Source organism: Salinivibrio proteolyticus (assembly GCF_001996165.1).
GTDB classification, from domain to species: domain Bacteria; phylum Pseudomonadota; class Gammaproteobacteria; order Enterobacterales; family Vibrionaceae; genus Salinivibrio; species Salinivibrio proteolyticus.
In genome coordinates this window covers 51,417-68,386 of sequence record NZ_MUFP01000005.1, presented here as the reverse complement: position 1 = coordinate 68,386, position 16,970 = coordinate 51,417, and the positions used below count along the sequence as shown (strand labels likewise).

Sequence of the window (16,970 nt, the reverse complement as noted above, 5' to 3'; positions counted from 1 at the left end):
GACTCCAATAATCGTGTTAGTTAATACCGTTATAATGAGCGTAAGAAAGCAACCAAGGCATCACGCTCGGTTTTAGACATGCCTAGTACCGCCTGTTTGGCTGTCGCGGCTTCACCATCATGCCATAAAATCGCTTCCATCAGGGTACGCGCGCGTCCATCGTGAAGGTATGTTGCTTCTGGGCTAATTTCTTTGGTGTAGCCAATTCCCCAAAGCGGGGCAGTACGCCACTCTCGGCCGTTGGCAATAAACTCGCCGCGGTGGTCGGCAAGCCCCTCTCCCATGTCATGCAACAGCAAATCCGTATACGGATGAATGGTCTGCTCGCTCAATGCCGGTAAGTCAGGCCGCTTTTGGGTGGTAAAAGTCGGGACATGACATGCATGGCAGCCCGCTTCAACGAACAGCGCCTGTCCTTGTTTTACACTAGGATCTTGCATATTACGGCGCGCTGGCACGGCAAGATGGCGGGCATAAAAGGTAACAAACGAGAGAATATTGTCACTTACCTCCGGCGTTCCTCCATTTGGCATATCTTCACAAACGGATTGCGAAGGCATGCAATTGTGATGCGGGAACATGGAAGTCGTGAGGCCGACATCACCGTTAAAGGCCGCTGCATTTTGTTGTTTAACGGTTGGCAAACCGGCTTTCCAGCCAAAACGACCCAATGCGGTACGCCCTTGTTGGACGTCCCAGACTTGGTTTGCCCGTCCCGAAATCCCATCACCATTATCATCACTGGGGTCGGCTAGCGCGTAGATATCCTCAGCGGCAATCGACTCAAGCAGTCCCAGTCCAATCATGGGCGGCGCAATGCGTGCAGACATCTGCACATTCTCAGCCATAGGCCCGTAGTTTAAATCGGTGATCGCAATGTTAGGTTTGCGCAGTGTCACCGATTCACCGTCTTCGAATGTGACCGTTACTGGCTGGTAAGAGAGTGTCACTTTTCCTTCTGGTTTGGCGCCCGGTAGTGCGAAGTCTTGCAACTGGCCACCGTAATTTGGCTCGGGAATATTGCCGTACTGGATCAGCCTTTGTTTTTCCGCGTCACTCAACGCCGGTACGCTTAGCCTCACTAACATCGAAACCGCGTTAATATCCCCCGCTTCTGGCGGATGACCACGGCCATCTTTAATGTGGCAGTTTTGGCAACCATTGGTATTGAATAAAGGTCCCAGCCCATCGCGCGCATCCGTCGATGCTGGCGAACTTACCCAGGGGTTACGAAAAAAACTGTTGCCGACGCTAAAATCGATGCGCTCACTCATCGGAAGGTTAGCGGCTGGCTGTGAAAAGGCATTCTGTCCTTCTTTGATAACAGTGGTACTGCCACCCGAGGTGCGTTCAAATGCAAGGCTGGAAGGAAGGTACAACGCGCTTATACACGCTGCACTGAGGTAAGCAATGACATAGGGCTTCATAGTGTATCCTGACAAAGCAAAAAGCCCCGCTAAACGGGGCTTGTCTTTCGCGGCTAAATTAGAATTGGTGGTCCGCGGTATCTGGGTTGAGGTTATCAATACCAATCAGTTTGGCGGCACGTTCAATGTGCTTGGTTTGATCAACCAGTGCAAAAATCGATTGGTTAACTAGCGCGTTACCCTCTGTGTTGCCCGCGGCAATCAACTGATCAAAATGCACGTTGTTTTGCTCAGCCGACACAACCAAGGTTTTGACTTGTTGGTGCGCTTTATCAAAGCTCGCTTTGATCTCTTTTGCCGCTTGTGGGTCTTTTTCAGCAACCAGATCCAAAATCGAAGGGCCAGTCAGTTCACTACCATCCACACGCTGATAGGAGCCTGTCAGAACGTTGTAAATACCTTGCTCGTTGTAAAAGTGCGAGTTGTGTGTGTTGTCTGAGAAGCAATCATGTTCATCTTCAGTTGAGTTCGCTTCCAGTGCCACTTTCATACGCTCACCGGCAAGCTCACCCAAAGACAGTGATCCCATACCAAACAGCATTTTACGCAAGCCATTTTCGCTTGAGTCCGCCAGCAAAGTCGCTCGATAGTTATCTTTGTTTCCTTCCGCCCATTGGTCGCGCATCCACGCTAAATCATCGACCAACAGATCGGCTGCCGCTTTCAGATAGTCACGACGACGGTCGCAGTTTCCGTGCGTACATGCTTCACCATAAGCAAAGTCGGTGTAAGGACGCTCACCGGCGCCTGCTTGGGTGCCATGTAAATCTTGTCCCCACAGCAAAAACTCAATCGCGTGATATCCAGACGCCACATTGGCTTCTGACCCACCCACTTCATTCAAACTTGCCAGCAAGTCAGGTGTTATCTCAGCAACGTCGAGCTTAGTGGCACCAATTTGAATGGACTGGTTAGCAATAATATTGGCCGTCGCGCCCGCATTACCTAATTCCGCTTGATATCCATCAGCAACATAATCAATCAGGCCTTCATCGAGTGGCCAAGCATTGAGTTGCCCTTCCCAATCGTCGACAATAGCGTTACCAAAACGGAAAACTTCCGATTGTTGGTAAGGTACACGCGCATCGAGCCATGCTTTTTTTGCTGCTTGAAGAGTTTGTTCAGAAGGTTTAGCAACAAACGCATCGATGGCCTGCTCTAACGCGATAGCTGTTGTGTGTGAATCAGCAAATACCGCATGAGCAACGTCAGCGTAATGCTCAACAACATCCTGCTGGGTCGCTGCCTGTGCACCTAAAGGTGCCGCAAAAAGGGAAAGCGCGATAAGATTACGCTTAAAAGGGGTCAGTTCCATAATACCTTTATCCTTCGCTAGTGAGATTCAAATGGTTATGAGAACCATTCTCTTTTATTGGCAAGCGATTTTAAGCAATGTGTAACTGAATGCAACAATCAATTTGCGTTATTTCTCTTTATGTGATCGACCCATTATGCTTAGTGTTGAATACAACCAGTTGCAACGCTGATCGGACCTGTTTGGCAGGAAAGTTTGTGACAAAGTAGTGCTTTTTGCACTGTGTCACTGAAAGAGCTAAAAATAACAATAAATTAGATTTAATTTGAACTCTAACGATTATAATATACTGAAAGACGGCGAGTTATTTCGCAGAGAAAAAAACCGTAAATCATCGTTTTTTCTCTAAATATCTTTGCACTACATCTGCTTGTATTGTAAGTTTCGCTCGCTGTTTTACTGGTGGAGGTTAATGAATGGAAAAACACGAAGAAGTCCTGGTCGCGCTGCGGCAAATCATCCGAGCGATTGACCTGCACTCACGCAAACTCAACAAAGTCTCTGGCATTACGGGTCCACAGCTGGTTTTAATGCGTGCTATCAAAGAATTAGGTCAAGTGACCATTCGAAAACTGTCCACGCACACCAACATGAGCCAAGCCACTGCAACCACGATCCTTGATCGCTTAGAAAAGCGCGGATTGATTGTGCGGGTGCGCAGTGAGCTGGATAAGCGTAAAGTCCACGCGCATTTAACCGAGCAAGGTGAAGCGGCACTCGAGCAAGCGCCGAAACCGCTGCAAGAAAGCTTTATTTCTCGCTTCCAAAACTTGGAAGAATGGGAACAGTCGTTGTTGCTCTCGTCGGTCCAGCGTGTGTCATCAATGATGAATGCTGATGATATTGACGCCGCCCCACTGCTTGAGGTATCTGCGCTCACGTCACACAACGCGCAACTTCAAGCTAAAAAATAGTCGCGACCCGGCAGGTAACAGGACGTCTCCACCGGGCAACCTGCCAGTTATGGCGTTACGAAGGCAAAGGATCATCGCTCTCGTCGCCATTCATGCTTCCCCACACTATCGCTGATTTCACCCATTACGGTGATAAAAAAGACGGCACCATGGCCGCCCTATTTTGCTAATCTATTCGGCTACTCGCCGCTGTGCCTAAGGCACATTATGCCCTTTTGAGGCGACCCAAATACGGTACCATTGTTCACGACTTAAGGTTAATGAGCGCGCATTAATCGCTGACTTCACGCGTTCAATATTCCCTGAGCCAATAATGGGGAGCGGTGCTGACGGCAAACGCATAACCCACGCGTAAATCACTTGGTCAATGGTTGCACCTAACTCATCCGCAATCACTTGTAAGGTTTCTCTTACCCGCTGAGCCTGCGCACTATCACCATTAAATAGCTCACCGCCGGCAAGGCACGACCACGCCATCGGCTTAATCCGCAAACGTTGCAACTGATCGAGCGTACCGTCATGAATCACGTCAAAACGCAGTGGGTTGATTTCGACTTGGTTGGTCACTAACGATTCGTCGAGTCGCGATTGTAGAAGCTCAAACTGCGATGGAGAAAAGTTCGACACCCCTAAGTGTTTCACTTTGCCATGATGACGCAGTGTGGTGAATGCTTCTGCCACTTCATCTGCATCCATCAAGGCATCAGGACGATGCAGCAAGAGTACATCTAAACGCTCAACGCCTAAACGCGATAATGAGTTATCAACAGACTGAATAATATGACGATAACTGGTGTCGTAGTGATTAATCTTGCGCGTTGGCGCCGCTTCACTRACCAGCTTAATATCACACTTCGAGACCACTTGAATTTTCTGACGGACACTCGGATCGAGCTTGAGTGCCTGACCAAATAAGGACTCACAGCGATAATCACCGTAAATGTCCGCGTGATCCACCGTAGTGATGCCAAGGTCGATATGCGCTTTAAGAAAGCTAAGGCGTTGTTGTGGCGTCATTTTCCAGTCATCAAGGCGCCAATAGCCCTGAACCAAAGGCGAAAAATACGGACCGACGGGAGAAATAGAAGTTGCAGTTAACTCAGACAAAACACGTCCTTAATGTCGAGGAGTGAGAATTTCATGCTAATCCGAACCGGACAAATCTACAATCTTTTCTCGTCTTATTCCCCGACGCAGTCACCTTGGTGCTTGACAGTGTTCACTCCTCCCCCAAACGGTGAGCAAATTATCATCAACACTTGGCAAACGGAAAGAAGGTCGGTATCTTATTTCGCGCAAAAAACGCAAAAAGGAAGCGAAAATGCTTATTCGACGCATGGAGTTGCGTGATTGTGACGCGATCAACACCATTTATAACTATTACATTTCGCAAACCGCGATTACTTTTGATCTGGTGCCTTGGCAAACGGTCGAGCGTGAACGTTGGTTTGCTCAGTTTGACGCGTCATCTCGCTACCAGGCATGGGTCGCGGAGCAAAACAACAAACTTGTCGGTTTTGCATACAACACCGCCTTTAATCCCAAACAAGCCTATCTTATTTCCTCAGAAATCACGATTTATGTCGCTCACGATGCAGGTGGCCAAGGCATTGGTTCGCAACTGATGCAAACGCTACTCAATGGCATGCGTCAACAAGGCCTGAGCCGCGCCTACTCCCTGATCACTTTGCCTAACCCTGCGTCGTTGGCGCTACATCGCCGCTATGGCTTTCAACAAGTCGGTCAGCTCAGTGATGTGGGTGAAAAGTTTGGAAAACTGCACAGTGTCGCCATGCTGGAATGTGATCTCACCCGTTAAGTGATTTTCTTCATCGCATAAGTCTATCCCACCTTGTCGCAGCAAGGTGTCTTTTTACGCCGGGATAACGACGTCTCAGGAGTCCAGTAGTATGAAAGTTCGTACCAAGGTATCTGCAGCCATCATCGCTGCTTGTATACTCTGCATTCTCGCCACCGCTGCGGTATTGGCACACCGCACTACCCTGCTTTTCGGTAATGAAATGCGCACGCAAGCCACCAATCAGCTCAAAGCCGTGCGAGAGGCCAAACAGTCAGAGTTAGCCAGCTATTTTGATTTTATCGGCCAACAACTCACCGCACTGGCCGACTCTACAATGACCGAAGAAGCCGTCGACGCATTTAGCCAAGCATACCGGCTGTATGATCGTGAAGTGCGTACCGACCGCGCCTCTCGCCGTGCCTTACAAGACTACTACACCGAAACCTTTGGTCAGGTCTACAAAGCACACAATGATACCAATGCTAATGCTCGCTCAAATCTTGCAGCGCTGGCGCCGGCAACTCGCTCGTTACAACAAGCCTATATCAGCGGCAGTCCGCATCCTCTCGGTGAGAAAGATAAACTGGTCGCGACCAACGACGGTTCAACCTACGACCAAGTTCATCAACACTATCACCCCAACTATCAACGCTATGCCGAGACATTTGGGTATCAAGATATTTTACTCGTTGATGCAAACGGACGCATTGTGTACTCGGTCGCCAAAGAAATTGATTTTGGAACCAGTCTTTTTGCCGGTCCCTATGCAACAAGTGGAATGGGTGATGCATTTTTAGCTGCCATTGATGCGAATGCAGGCCAGATTAGCTTCATCGACTATCGCCCTTATTTTCCGAGCTATGACGAGCCCGCGTCTTTTATCGCCACCCCGGTTATTGCAAAGGACGAAATCGTCGGTGTGCTGATTTTTAAGCTACCCATTCAACGTCTCAGTGGTGTCATTAGCGCACAAGGCCATTGGCAATCCGCAGGCTTTGGTCAAACGGGAGAAATGTTCTTAGTCGGCCCAGATAATGTGCTGCGCACTGAATCTCGTTACTTACACGCAAATAAGGATCAATACCTTCAGCAACTTACCCAAAATGGCGTAAAACCTGAGCTGCTTCGGCGCATTGCATTCACCGGGACAGCAGCCGGTCAACAACCCATTGAAAGTCGGAGCGTGACACGAGCACTGAACGGTCAATCAGGCTCTCTCCAAGAAACCAGTTATACCGGCGATAGCGTATACACCGCCTACGCCCCGATAGAAGTGTTTGGTACGCGCTGGGCGTTGGTCAATCAAATCAATCAAGATGAAGCGTTGGCGCAAGTCAGTACCATGGAGACGACGATATTGACGGCCACGGTGGTCACATCATCTTTATTGATTGTGATGACTATCGTTGTCGGCTATGTGCTCGGCGGAAGTATTGCCAAGCCACTGATGGCGATTACCGCACGCATCAAAACCATTGCTGAAAACAAAGATCTCACTCAACGGCTACCTGACGAAGGCAACGACGAAACTGCGCGACTCGGGCAATCACTCAACGCCATGTTTGCCAGTTTCCAACAGGTGATTCAAGAAGCCAGCCAAGCTTCAAACCTATTGGGTAAAGCCTCCGATGATATTGACCACGACATGGTATCGATGCGCGACAGTGTGAATGGACAGGTCAGACACACGCACCAAGTGGCCTCCGCGGCAACAGAGATGGCCAGTTCCGTGACCAATGTGGCTCAGTATGCCGATAAAGCCTCAGCGGCTTCCGATGATATAACGCAAGCCGTACATCACGGTACCCAAATTGGTGATGACTTAGTTACCCAAATCCGCAACCTGTCTGCCAGCATGAGTGCAGCCACCGCGACCATGGGACGACTATCGCAACAGAGTGAAGAAATCGGCACCGTGTTGGATGTGATCCAAGCAGTCGCAGAACAAACTAATTTACTCGCACTTAATGCAGCTATTGAAGCGGCACGCGCTGGCGAACAGGGACGCGGTTTCAGTGTCGTGGCTGAAGAAGTGCGTACGCTCGCCAATCGCACCCAAGAATCCACGGAAAGCATTCGTGAAAAAATTGCCGCATTGCGTCAAGAAACGCAATCTGCGGTGAGCGACATGGATGCGACAAATCAAACCGTCGAACAATGTGTGAATTACTGTCAGCAAAACAATGCTGCGCTGATTGATATCGCTAATATGGTGACTGAAATTAATGAGATGACGTCACATATTGCCACCGCAACGCAACAACAAACTCAGGTAACACAGGAAATTAGCGAGAGCATTACTGATATCGCCCAGTCAGCCGAATCGGTGTCACAAAAAACCCAAGATACGGTAGAAACCGTGGTGAGCTTAGGCCAGCGGTCTCAGCGCTTAGCAAACACCATTGATCACTTCACGACGGAAGCGACCTACTGATCACAACCCATGGACAAAAAGTGACATAGGCCGTCACTTTTTGTCTGAATAGAATAGAGTTTGTCTAATTTAGTAGATGCGATATAAAAATACCGCTTAAAAAACGTCTATTTCTGTGCATATCAGCATTCTGGCATCTATCTTTTGCTTAAAGCAATGTGGAGTGTCATGATGAAAGTTAGTAATAAAATAACCCTCGCAATTGTGGTTGCCTCTTTAAGTTGTGTCATTATTGTCGCCACCATTCTTGCGACAAGAACGATTTCACTGTCTTCTCAATCACTCACTGCAAAAGTGAGTGATCAACTCACCGCGATCAAAGAAGCCAAAAAATCGGAGATCAGTAACTATTTCCAACTGATTGGCAATCAAATAAAAACTCTGGCTAATTCCACGATGACGGAAGATGCATTAGCACAGTTTTCTTATTCATTTCAAGCATTAACGATGAAATCTCCACATCACCTCAAAAAGAAGCAACGCTGAAGCGATACTACACAGAGCAGTTTTCTAATCAATATCAAAATATTAATGACGAAAGAACCAGTGCACTAGAAAAATATAATCAACTGACTGAAACCGCAAAGCGCCTTCAACAAAGTTATATTAGTGAAAACACAAACCCACTGGGGAGTAAAGATTCATTAGTAAACGCAAATGATGGGTCAGTCTACAGCGAAATTCATGCCGTATTTCATCCTAACTTTCAGCACTATTTAAAAACCTTTGGTTATTACGATATATTTCTGATTGATAATCAAGGCAATATTGTTTATAGCGTGTATAAAGAACTTGATTACGCCACCAATTTACTCAATGGTCCCTACGCATCGAGTGGCATCGCACAAGCGTATAAAAAAGTGCGCCAAGCGCCAAAAGGTGAATTGGGATTTGTCGACTTTGCCGCCTACTACCCGTCTTACGACAGCCCTGCCTCATTTATCGCCAGCCCTGTGTATAAAAATGATAAACAAATCGGTGCCTTAATTTTCCAGATGCCGATTGAGCGTATCAGCCAAATTATCAGCAACAATGATAAATGGGCTGAATCAGGCATGGGCAAAACAGGCGAGCTATTTCTCGTGGGTCCTGACAAGCGTCTGCGTTCTGAGCCACGACTGTTAGCTGATGACAAGGACGCCTATCTCAACCGACTGCAAGCGATGGGTGTAGACGAAGCAATTATCCATAAAATCAACTACCAGAATAGCGCGGCGGGTAACCAGCCCATCGACAGTGAAGCCGCATCAAAAGCATTAACGGGTCAGCAAGGGCTCATGACCCAGATGGGCTATCGCGGCAATGAGGTTATCGCCATCTATTCACCGCTAGAGGTGTATGGCATCACTTGGGCCGTCGTGAGTCAGCAGGACAAGGCCGAAGCCTTGAGTGATATTGCCCAGATTAGCAACGATATTCTTTACTCGACATTACTTACCGCACTGGGCTTGGCCGTGGTTGCATCGATTGCCGCATATTATCTCGGCCGTAGTATCGGCGCCCCCATTCTTGCCCTTGCCGATAAAATTCAACACATTGCAGCCAATAAGGATTTAACCATTCAGCTTGAGCTCAAAGGTAAAAACGAGCTTTCACAACTGAGCAATAGCCTCAATGGTATGTTTGCTAGCTTCAGAGACGTTATCCAGCAAACCCATAGTGCGTCTTCATTATTGCTGCAGTCCTCAAAAGATATCAGCAGCGATATTGTCGATATGCGCGGTCAAATTGATGAGCAAGCGCGTAACTCAAGCCAAGTCGCGACAGCCGCTACGCAAATGGCCGCATCGATTAGTGAAGTCTCTGAACATGCCAGCAATGCTTCTGAAGCCTCAGATAACATTACCCAATCTGCGCAAGAAGGCAGCCAAATCGGAGACAATCTCGTCGTGCGTATGCAGCAACTTCAAAAAGATATGTCCAGTGCCACGCACTCTATGAAGCAGCTGTCGCAAGAAAGTGAATCTATCGGCTCGGTTCTCGATGTCATCCAGGAGATTGCGGAACAAACTAACTTATTGGCACTGAATGCAGCGATTGAGGCAGCGCGTGCCGGCGAGCAAGGACGAGGATTTGCGGTGGTCGCGGATGAAGTGCGCTCACTGGCAACACGCACGCAAGACTCCACGGAAGAAATCCGTAAAAAAGTCGAAGCACTTCAACTCGAAACACGTAAAGCGACGTCAGGCATCGAACAGGCGAACGGTGCTGTGCTCGAAAGTGTTGAGAACTGCACAGAAAACAATAACAAGCTCAGCCAAATCACCGAGATGATTGAACGTATCAACGAAATGAACATGCAGATTGCCACCGCCGCAAATCAACAGACTCAAGTGACCGATGAAATCAGYCAAAAYGTCAAYACSATGGCGCAATCCGCCGACCGCGTGTCAGAGCGCACCCGCAATACCGAACACACGGTGACGCAGTTAAGTGACCAAGCGACTACCTTGGAAAACACCATCAGCCACTTTAAAACCTAATCACAATGCCACAAAAAAAGGGCCTGCATCCGCTGGCCCTTTTTTTCAGTCTTGCCTCTAGCCGAGGACGGGTTCTTGCGCTAACTCTCGGCGCTTTTCTTCCCCGAAACCGCGCAATCCAACCACATGCACATGCTCTCGATCATTGAAGATCTTACGCACTAGCTTGTACGTCGTGCCTTGCTCAGGACTGATGTTTTCCGGTGCCGCAATCAATAGCTGCATATCAAGGCGGTGACATAGCTCAAACAGCGTCGAAATGGATTTAGCATCTAAACGCGCTGCCTCGTCCAAGAACAGCAGACGACATGGGATCACATCTTTACCGCGCAAACGGCGTGATTCTTCTTCCCAGCTTTGCACCACCATCAGCAAGATAGCTTGGCCCGTACCGATTGCTTCACCGGTCGATAACGCGCCCGACTCGGCCTGCAACCAGCCATCCGTACCACGGTTAACCTCAATGCCTAATTCGAGGTAATTGCGATAATCAAGGAGCTCCTCTCCCAACACCTGTGGCGAACGTTGGCCCAACTCGATATGCGGGTTGAGGCGCTGGAACAGCTTCGCCATCGCCTCCGAGAAGGTGAGGTTGTGATTGCCAAACAAGTCTTGGTGTTGCTCAGCATTCTCAGCCAAGCCCGCCAACAGCTGTGCATGCGTCTCGCGAATCGACACATTCAAACGCACCCCTTTTACCTGACCAAAGCCAATATTTTGCAGGCCTTGGTTAAGCATGCGGATACGGTTTTGCTCTCGCTGAATGGTTTTACGAATAATGTTCGCCACCGACTCTGAGCTAATCGCCAAACGTTTTTCCCGTTGCGTCAGCTCTTCGGTCAAGCGCGCGAGCTCAACTTCCATCTCTTCAATCGCTTCGACAGGATCATCGGTGCGAATAATATCGTGGCGAATACGCTCGCGTAAGTGCTGATAGACCGCGACGTAAAAGAGTACTTTGCGTTCAGGGCGACCGATATCTTCCGACGCACGCAGGGCATCACGTAAGGTTTCATTATCAGCGACCGCCAAACGCAACGCACCCAATGATTTATCCGATAGCGAACGCAATTCATCAGCCGACATATAGGCCATTTCGCGGCGATGCAGCTGTTTCTCCACGCCGTTATCACGCGCAATACGCATCACCGTGCACCAGCCTGCTTTCGCATTCACCACAAACGTGCGCAAGTCTTGATATTGCTTCAATGATTTACGCAGGCCTTTAGTCAGCGATTTCACCTCCATGTCCAGCGAAGTGATACCGCGTGAAAGCTGACTGTGGCGCTGACGCGCTTGGTGCACCTGTTCATGTAAAGTGTCCCGGCGAACGCGAGCACGCTCCATCGCATCGTCGTCGGCCTGAACGCCCAACTCGGCGAGCTCACGTTTAAATTCGGCGACGGTTTCTTGTTTCGCTTGGTGCGAGCTTTTCAGTGACGCCAACACCTGATGGTATTGGTTCGTCTGTTGCTGAATGGTTTTTAGTGCCTCGCGCTCACGCTGTCGCACTTGCTCCGCGGTTTTCAGCTTGCTTTTCAGTTGCTCGTTCAACTCACTGCTTTGCGTGAGCATATCTGCCGCATCTTGATAGGCAAAGTGCGGACGACGCTCGGCTAAATCGGCGACCGCGAACACTTGCTGCTTAATCTGTTGCAGCTGCGCATCTGCATCTTGGTATGCCTGTTCAAGCTTATCAAACTGCTCAGGATCAGCATCCAACGTCGATAGGCGCGCTTCCAACTCGGTGAGGGTGTCACCGTGCTGCTTGATAAAGGCACTGGCCTGCTTTGCCGCTTCAACCCGCTGTTGAATCGCATCGATGTGACTGTCCAGATCAGTATCAGCCAATGCGCCGGCGCAATAACGGAGCTTGTCGAGGATCTGCAACGCGTGCTGAGTCCGTTTGATTGCCTCGTCCGTTTGTTGCTGTTGCGCTTTGGCGTCTGCCAATTGACGCTGAATAGTCGCGCGCTTATCACGGCGCTGCTTGATGGCTAATTCGGGATCCGCCTCAAAAGCAACCGTTAAATGCTCGGCAATAAAGTGACTGAATGCCTGAGACAAACGCTGTTGTTTTTGCACATCAAAAGATGCTTTGGCGTAGTCTTCGACCAAGGCTTCGCGTTGCTCGCGTAACGCCTCGAGACGGTACTCACGCGCTGCGCGACCAAACAAAGGCGTTTCAGGGAAGCGCGAATAACGCATTTGACGATCATTGAGGTGCACACACACCGCGCCAGAGAGTTCCTCGGCATCAAACACGCTGTCGTCAAACGCGTCGGCATCACCTTCAATGACATACAGATCGTCTGGGCAATCGTCTAAGTCAGCCAGCTTTGCTTTCACACCTTTTAAGTCAGGGACCACTATCGCGTGACGAGCCGGACCATACAGCGCACTGAAATAAGGCGCATCATCAAGGGTGATGTCGTCATAAATCTCAGAGAGCAAAGTACCCCCTAAGGTGTCCGCCAGCGCTTGCAACTGAGCATCATCACTGCCACCTGGCTGGGCAAGATGCTCGATCGCCTGCTCGACCTTGGTTTTTTGCTCTGCTAATTGATCACGCGCTTGGGTACGTTCGCGCACCTGCTCATGTGTTTCGTGCATCGCCGCCATCACCGCTTGGCGATCGTGCAATGCTTGACCACTCTGCTCAATGAGCTTGGTCAGTGCGTCGTTGGCGGCTATCCATGCAGGTGCTTGTCCCTCTAACACACGAATTTCGTTAGCCAGTGCATCATCTTGGCGTTGATGCTCGCGAACTTGCTCGGCCTGTTGCTCGCGGGCCAGCTGCAACTCATCACGTGTCGCTTGCTGCAATGCTACCGCATGCTCCACCGCATCCGCGTTGGCCAGTGTTTCGTGGGTTACATCCTGATATTGACTCACCAGTGATTGTGCTTGGTCACGGTGCTGCTGACGTTGCAACAGCTCGCGCTGCTCGTACTGCAGTTGATTCAGGCTATCGGCCAAATAACGACGCTCGCGGCCTTGTTCCACCCAATATTTCGCTTGCGTTCCGGCTTTATCGCGCAGCGCATCCGGCTCAATGCGACGTAATAACGTAAACGCATGATCAAATTGGCTCGCCGTGGCAGAAGCAAGATCACGTTTGTGCTTCAGGGACAGCACGGTATCGGTTTGCTGCGCTTCTTCGGCTTTAAGTGTCTGCAACCGAGCACTGGCATCATCAGCCTGTAACCCGTCATCGCCCGTCAGCGCGCGGGCTTTTTCCAGCGCATTCACCGCTTGCTGATATTGCAAAGAACGCGTCTGTTGCGTGTTCAGTGCCTGTTGATAATCGGCCAACTGGCTTTTCAGGCTATCAACTTCTTCTTCGCTTTGCGCCGCTCGCAGTTCGGCCTCAGCTAAATGCTCGGCCGCCTCTTCCACCACCATGATCTGTTCTTCAAGGCGCTCACTCAATTCAAGTAAGTCTTCTTCATAGCGTCGGATTTTTTCTTGCTGACGTAACGCAGATTGCACTAGTTGCAAATGGTCAGATGCCGCTTGGTGGTCTTGTTCCAAGTGATCTTGACCCGCTTCCAGCTCGTCCAGCTCTTCTTGCATCGCGTGTGCTTGCGCTTGCTTTTGCTGCAATTCCGCTTGTGCACTGCCCAACTCGGCACGCAACGACAAAGCTTGTTCTAATTTGCTGCGTCGCTCGTTGGCATGGCGCATGTAGTCCGAGGCGACATAGTGCGTCGCTTCGGTGATCAAGTGCTTAAATAAATCCCGATCACGTTGGGTCAGTTTTATCGCTTCCAGCGTCATCCGGTTTTCTTTTAAAGCGACTTCCATATCTTGGAACGCTTTTTTCACGCCACCGTTTTGCGGCAACAAATAGTCGCGTAACGATTTCGTGATAGCACTTGAAATCCCACCGTATAAGGACGCTTCAATCAAACGATAGTATTTGCCGCGATCTTGCTGAGTGCGCAGCTTTTTCGGCAGTACGCCAAACTCAAACATCTGAGCGTGATAGTCGGTGACCGAGTTGAACGCTTTGAAATGCGCGGTCTCATAGCCTCCGGCTGCCTCTTTCACTTCATTTAATTGACGAACACGAGCTTGCCCATTGGCCAGTGTTTCTACCAATACCTCAGTCGGGGTCACGTGTGAAGGCAACCCTTGAATGACGAAAGGTTTGATATCAACTTTTTTGTCTCGTCCTGCGACTTGCTGCAAACGTACCGCAAATAACACTCGCTGCTGACGGGAATTCACCACGTCTAGCGCGGCATAACACGACCCCGGCTGCAATTTACCGTGCAGCCCTTTGTCTCGCGAGGCACTCGAGCTGCCCGCCTCCGTGGTATTTCGGAAGTGAAGCAAGGTTTGGTCGGGGATCAAAGACGTGATAAACGCCGCCATCGTGGTTGATTTGCCGGCACCGTTACCACCAGAAAGCGTGGTCACCAAGGTATCGATATCAAAGGTTCGAGCAAAAAAGCCGTTCCAGTTCACCATGGTGAGTGATTGATATTTACCGCGTTGGCTCATGCTGTCTGTTCCTCAGTTGGTTGAGATTGGGTAGACGAATCCTCTTCATGCAGATCGTCGTCCAAAAAGCTGGATTGGATATGCTCTTGGGTATGCACTACCGCTTCACCATCGCGGATCAGGCGCAGTTGTGCATCCTGCATGTCTTCTCCAGTGCGCACATCGGCGCCAAAACGGAACGTAGCTTCGCTGACACGGAACTTGTGCCCCTCACCAATTGGAATGATCATGCCTAACCGACGTAGACGGCGCAGTGAGGTTTTGACTTTGTCGAACAGTTTGTCACGATCTAAGTCAGAGCCGCTAGCGCGATGTGTGACCAGCTTCATCAGCTTTTTCTCATCGGCAAGTGCCATCAACTCGTCAAAGAGCTCTTGGGTGGTGAAAATCCCTTCTTGCGCCAGTCGCTCTGGGCTGAGATAAAGAAAACACAAGACTTTGCCCACCAGCATATCCAGCTCAGACAGAACACTGCGGCGTATCAGGCTGGTTGAGCGAGGGCGCAGGTAAAAGAACCCTTCTGGGGCACGCACTAATTCTGCGTTGTACCGCTGGTAGAAAAGATTCAGCTCTTGCTCAAACTCAACCAACAACGCATGGTTATCCAAATCTTCACTGGCAATATGGCGGCCAGCACGCAAAGCGCTATCCAACGCCGGAAACAGTGGATTAGCGATCGCTTTTGCTAACCCTTCAGGCATTGGCATTTCAGTATTTATCGATGACATTCGCTTGTACCTTGGCTCCAAAGTCATTAATGGCCTGCCAGTCAGGCTGGATCGCGTTAAAGTCGGACTGGGAATAGCCCATCCGAACCGCTTGGTTAATCACCAAACGCGCGAGATCAAAGTGGCGGGCTTGCGGGTGCTCGGCCAGATAAGATTTCAGGACGTCGCCTAAGTTGATGGCTTGGCCGGTTTGACGGTGATGCTTCAGCATCTCAGAGACTTGACGTGATAGCGCATCATCCACCACCGTCAGCTCTTCAAACTCAACCTCAGCAGGCATTTCTCCCGTCACTTCATCGTCACGCAGCACCAAGGCTTCATCACGGGTATCGCGGAGTCGCTCTGCATCGGCATAGGTCAAAAACCAAGGCGCGTCGAAAAAGTCACTCACCGATTGACGTAACCGCTGGCTGAATGCACGGTTTTTATCCATGTCGATGGCGGTACGAATAAACTTGTGTACATGACGGTCGTAGCCAATCCACAAGTCAATCGCTTGCTGGCCCCAATTGATGATCCGATCGAGTTTCATTTGCAAGCTGTAAACCATCGCATCTACGAAGTCGAGGTCATCACGCGAGCGCACCACTTCTTGAATCTCGAGCAATTGGCTTTGTAAGTTATCTCCCGCGGCTTGCAAGGTGTCTTGCAACTCGCGCAGCGTGCTCGAAGTTTCATTGAGCAAGTATTCACAGTTGGCGATCGCAGCCTGCCAATCTTGCGTCAGCAGCGCAGCAATATCATCTTTCACTTGCTGCTGCTGTTCGTCCATCACGCGTTGGTTGAGATCGATGCGATCAAAAATTTCGGCTACCGAGTATTTCAACACGCCATACACGTTGTGGCGCCAAAACTTCGCATCACCGTCTTGCATCGCCGCACTACGGGCTTTTTCAATTTCATCCGCCACCATCGATAATTGCACCGACAACTTCAGAGCTGAATACTCACGGTGACGCGCATAATAATCGGCAATGCCCATCGCCAACGGCGTTAATCGATAAATGCTATCGCCCTCAGTCATTTCGCTGGTAAACCGGCTCAACAAACGGGCTTGTACCATTTCATTAATGGCGTTGTTGGCGCGAAAGGCTAGATTCCCCGAAGAACTATCACCCGACGCGGCAAACTGTTCACTCACGATACGGAAGGCATCAATCAATTCACCTTCGCTTAGTTCATCTTCGAAACGTTCTTGGCTCATTACCGTAATGGCCAATAAAAACGCCAATCGCTCTGGTGGCAAGTTAAGTGAAAAGCCACCTTGCTTCACCCAGTTGACCAATTCGGGCACTGTCTGAGCGTCGTCTGCCCGCGTCAGGGTTGATTGGGCCTGATCACTCATCCGTTGTCCTTGTT

Annotated in this window: 11 protein-coding genes; 5 read left to right on the top strand and 6 right to left on the bottom strand. The window is 49.8% G+C overall.

Annotation, left to right across the window (positions count from 1 at the left end; all coding sequences use genetic code 11):
* Positions 1-29: 29 nt before the first annotated feature.
* Complete coding sequence (locus tag BZJ19_RS04555) at positions 30-1,427, bottom strand: di-heme oxidoreductase family protein (protein WP_077674751.1); 1,398 nt, start codon at positions 1,425-1,427, stop codon at positions 30-32.
* Positions 1,428-1,485: 58 nt separating this feature from the next.
* Positions 1,486-2,742, bottom strand: a complete 1,257-nt coding sequence (locus tag BZJ19_RS04550; RefSeq protein WP_069587047.1) for an imelysin family protein — start codon at positions 2,740-2,742, stop codon at positions 1,486-1,488.
* 416 nt (positions 2,743-3,158) lie between these two features.
* Here BZJ19_RS04550 and BZJ19_RS04545 point away from each other — a divergent pair, with 416 nt between their 5' ends.
* Positions 3,159-3,656, top strand: a complete 498-nt coding sequence (locus BZJ19_RS04545) for a MarR family winged helix-turn-helix transcriptional regulator (protein WP_069587048.1) — start codon at positions 3,159-3,161, stop codon at positions 3,654-3,656.
* A 195-nt stretch (positions 3,657-3,851) separates the two neighbouring features.
* On the opposite strand, the gene BZJ19_RS04540 is transcribed toward BZJ19_RS04545, so the two are convergent.
* Complete coding sequence (locus tag BZJ19_RS04540; RefSeq protein ID WP_077674750.1) at positions 3,852-4,763, bottom strand: aldo/keto reductase; 912 nt, start codon at positions 4,761-4,763, stop codon at positions 3,852-3,854.
* Positions 4,764-4,977: 214 nt separating this feature from the next.
* Here BZJ19_RS04540 and BZJ19_RS04535 point away from each other — a divergent pair, with 214 nt between their 5' ends.
* The 4 genes from BZJ19_RS04535 (at position 4,978) to BZJ19_RS04525 (ending at position 10,374) form a co-directional block, all read left to right on the top strand.
* A complete protein-coding gene (locus BZJ19_RS04535; RefSeq protein WP_077674749.1) occupies positions 4,978-5,475 on the top strand; it encodes a GNAT family N-acetyltransferase in 498 nt (165 codons plus the stop codon).
* 91 nt (positions 5,476-5,566) lie between these two features.
* A complete protein-coding gene (locus BZJ19_RS04530) occupies positions 5,567-7,891 on the top strand; it encodes a methyl-accepting chemotaxis protein (protein WP_077674748.1) in 2,325 nt (774 codons plus the stop codon).
* A 168-nt stretch (positions 7,892-8,059) separates the two neighbouring features.
* Positions 8,060-8,377, top strand: a complete 318-nt coding sequence (locus BZJ19_RS17205; RefSeq protein ID WP_201249171.1) for a hypothetical protein — start codon at positions 8,060-8,062, stop codon at positions 8,375-8,377.
* Between the two features lie 293 nt (positions 8,378-8,670).
* Positions 8,671-10,374 carry a methyl-accepting chemotaxis protein gene (locus BZJ19_RS04525; protein WP_201249170.1) on the top strand — a complete coding sequence of 568 codons (1,704 nt, stop codon included), beginning with the start codon at positions 8,671-8,673 and terminating at the stop codon, positions 10,372-10,374.
* 57 nt (positions 10,375-10,431) lie between these two features.
* Here the strand turns inward: BZJ19_RS04525 and mukB are convergent, their stop codons facing one another.
* From mukB to mukF, 3 genes are read right to left on the bottom strand one after another with little or no spacing between them, the layout of a single operon-like run.
* A complete protein-coding gene (gene mukB, locus BZJ19_RS04520; protein ID WP_077674747.1) occupies positions 10,432-14,883 on the bottom strand; it encodes a chromosome partition protein MukB in 4,452 nt (1,483 codons plus the stop codon).
* Entirely contained in the window at positions 14,880-15,611 is a 732-nt protein-coding gene (gene mukE / locus BZJ19_RS04515; RefSeq protein ID WP_069587314.1) for a chromosome partition protein MukE, read from the bottom strand. The genes mukB and mukE overlap by 4 nt, the downstream gene beginning before the upstream one ends.
* A complete protein-coding gene (mukF, locus tag BZJ19_RS04510; protein ID WP_077674746.1) occupies positions 15,592-16,956 on the bottom strand; it encodes a chromosome partition protein MukF in 1,365 nt (454 codons plus the stop codon). Before mukF ends, mukE begins: the two co-directional genes overlap by 20 nt.
* Positions 16,957-16,970: the final 14 nt, after the last annotated feature.